Genomic DNA, 3,277 nt, shown 5'->3' with positions numbered 1-3,277 from the left:
CTAGGTTTGGCGGTGACCTACTCTCCCGGGGCTTAAGCCCAAGTACCATTGGCGCGGCAGTGCTTAACTTCCGGGTTCGGGATGGGACCGGGTGTTTCACTTGCGCTATGACCACCAAACCGAGGAAAATCCCCACGTCGCTGTTTTGCGGAGCAAAAAAGCGGCGTGCAGGAGGCAGCGTATTCGCTTGCGAATGCGCGTTCCTGCACGGTTTTGTTTCAATCAACACCGTCGCTGTTTGCGTAGCAAAAGCGACGTAATTGTCCAACTCAAGGTCAGTGTATGCTTTTGATTTTGTCTTTCCATTACTGGATCAAATCAAGCCTATCGGGCGATTAGTACCGGTCAACTGAACGCATTACTGCGCTTACATCTCCGGCCTATTGACGTGGTGGTCTTCCACGGCCCTCAGGGAGACCTTGTTTTGAGGGGGGCTTCCCGCTTAGATGCCTTCAGCGGTTATCCTGTCCGATCATAGCTACCCAGCACTGCCGTTGGCACGACAACTGGTCCACCAGTGGATCGTTCACCCCGGTCCTCTCGTACTAGGGGCAACTCCTCTCAAGTCTCCTACACCCACGGCAGATAGGGACCGAACTGTCTCACGACGTTCTAAACCCAGCTCACGTACCTCTTTAAACGGCGAACAGCCGTACCCTTGGGACCTGCTCCAGCCCCAGGATGAGATGAGCCGACATCGAGGTGCCAAACACTGCCGTCGATATGGACTCTTGGGCAGTATCAGCCTGTTATCCCCGGCGTACCTTTTATCCGTTGAGCGATGGCCCTTCCACTCGGGACCACCGGATCACTATGGCCGTCTTTCGACTCTGCTCGACTTGTCAGTCTTGCAGTCAGGCTGGCTTCTGCCATTGCACTCAACGAGCGATTTCCGACCGCTCTGAGCCAACCTTCGCGCGCCTCCGTTACGCTTTAGGAGGCGACCGCCCCAGTCAAACTACCCGCCACGCAGGGTCCCGGATCCGGATAACGGACCGCGGTTAGACATCAAGAGTGCGAAGGGTGGTATCTCAAGGGAGGCTCCACGGATACTTGCGTTTCCGCTTCAAAGCCTACCACCTATCCTGCACATCACAATCCTGATGCCAGTGCGAAGCTGTAGTAAAGGTGCACGGGGTCTTTCCGTCTAACCGCGGGAAGCCTGCATCTTGACAGGCAATTCAATTTCGCTGAGTCGATGTTGGAGACAGCGGGGAAGTCGTTACGCCATTCGTGCAGGTCGGAACTTACCCGACAAGGAATTTCGCTACCTTAGGACCGTTATAGTTACGGCCGCCGTTTACCTGGGCTTCAATTCAAGGCTCTCACCTCTCCTTTTAACCTTCAGGCACCGGGCAGGCGTCAGACCCTATACGTCGTCTTGCGACTTCGCAGAGCCCTGTGTTTTTAATAAACAGTCGCCACCCCCTGGTTTGTGCCCCCAGCCCCTAGTTGCCTAGGAACCGGGCCTCCTTCTCGCGAACTTACGGAGGTATTTTGCCGAGTTCCTTCAACATCGTTCTCTCAAGCGCCTTGGTATGCTCTACCAGTCCACCTGTGTCGGTTTAGGGTACGGTCTGATGGAGGGCTATTTCCAGGAACTGCTCAGCAGCCCAACCAATCCGATAAGGTTGAACTACACCTGCAATCCGTCACATCCTCCTGGCCTAGGAATATTAACCTAGTTCCCATCGCCTACGCCTTTCGGCCTCGGCTTAGGGGCCGGCTTACCCTGCTCAGATTAGCTTTAAGCAGGAACCCTTGGACTTTCGGCGAGAGTGTCTCTCACACTCTTTGTCGCTACTCATGTCATCATTCTCACTAGTGATCTCTCCACCGGATCCCTCACAGGCCGGCTTCATCGAAAGAACTCGATCCGTCATTACATCCCGCTGCTTACACAACACAGATGCAAATACGGATGAGTTCTATGTCACACTACGCTCTGCTACCATGCCTTACGGCATCCTAAGCTTCGGCTCATGGCTTGAGCCCCGTTACATCTTCGCCGCAGGACAACTTATTTAGACCAGTGAGCTGTTACGCTATCTTTAAAGGATGGCTGCTTCTAAGCCAACCTCCTGGTTGTTTTGGTCGTCCCACCTGCTTTCCCACTTAGCCATGAATTGGGGGCCTTAGCTGTAGGTCAGGGTTGTTTCCCTCTCCACTACGGACGTTAGCATCCGCAGTGTGTCTGCCATCTAGTACTCCCGGGTATTCGGAGTTTGGTTAGGATCAGTAAGCCTGTGGGGCCCCATTACCCATCCAGTGCTCTACCCCCCGGGGTATTCGGATGACGCTCTACCTAAATAGATTTCGCAGAGAACCAGCTATCTCCGAGTTTGATTGGCCTTTCACCCCTAGGCACAGCTCATCCCGATCCTTTTCAACGGATGTGGGTTCGGTCCTCCAGTAAGTGTTACCTTACCTTCAACCTGGCCATGCCTAGATCACTCGGTTTCGGGTCTGATCCCACGAACTCATGCGCCCTATTAAGACTCGCTTTCGCTACGCCTACACCTAACGGCTTAAGCTTGCTCGTGAGACCAAGTCGATGACCCATTATACAAAAGGTACGCCGTCAGCTCGCAAGGAGCCTCCGACTGATTGTAGGCGTTCGGTTTCAGGTACTGTTTCACTCCCCTCGTCGGGGTGCTTTTCACCTTTCCCTCACGGTACTGGTTCGCTATCGGTCAGCAAGGAGTACTTAGCCTTCGAAGGTGGTCCTCCGATCTTCAGACAGAATTTCACGTGTTCCGCCCTACTTAATACGTCCATCAAAGCTTCCTATACGGGGCTGTCACCCGCTATGGCCATGCTTCCCAACATGTTCTAGTCACTTATCTGGCTCGGCTGGTCCCCGTTCGCTCGCCGCTACTAGGGGAGTATCAATTGATTTCCTTTCCTCCGGGTACTTAGATGTTTCAGTTCCCCGGGTTTGCTCTTAAAACCCTATGTATTCAGGTCTTAAGTACCTGTTTAAACCCCATATTGAGTATCAGAGATAACAATATGAAGCTTTCAGGTGGGTTGCCCCATTCAGAAATCCATGGATCAAAGCTTATTCTCAGCTCCCCATGGCTTATCGCAGAGTATCACGTCTTTCATCGCCTCTTGCTGCCAAGGCATTCACCAAACGCCCTTCTCGCGCTTGATTTGATCCAGAAAGAGAAAGACAGACGTCCTTCACGGCAGACCCAGCTGGTAACTAAAGGCCGCCTCTGTTTCTGAACCAAAAGCATACTTTCCCGCCTTCCATCCTGGAACCCATGCTGCC

The 3,277-nt window shown here is 53.2% G+C and carries 2 rRNA genes; both read right to left on the bottom strand.

The features are described from left to right. Nucleotides 1–4: 4 nt before the first annotated feature. Nucleotides 5–119: ribosomal RNA gene (gene rrf, locus GOW98_RS25200) — 5S ribosomal RNA — on the bottom strand. A 195-nt stretch (nt 120–314) separates the two neighbouring features. Further along, a 23S ribosomal RNA gene (locus GOW98_RS25195) occupies nt 315–3,157 on the bottom strand. Nucleotides 3,158–3,277 lie beyond the last annotated feature (120 nt).

This window comes from Ruegeria arenilitoris (assembly GCF_013032445.1).
Classification (GTDB): domain Bacteria; phylum Pseudomonadota; class Alphaproteobacteria; order Rhodobacterales; family Rhodobacteraceae; genus Ruegeria; species Ruegeria arenilitoris_F.
The sequence above is the reverse complement of the archived record's forward strand: the minus strand, read 5'-3'. Positions and strand labels throughout refer to the sequence as shown.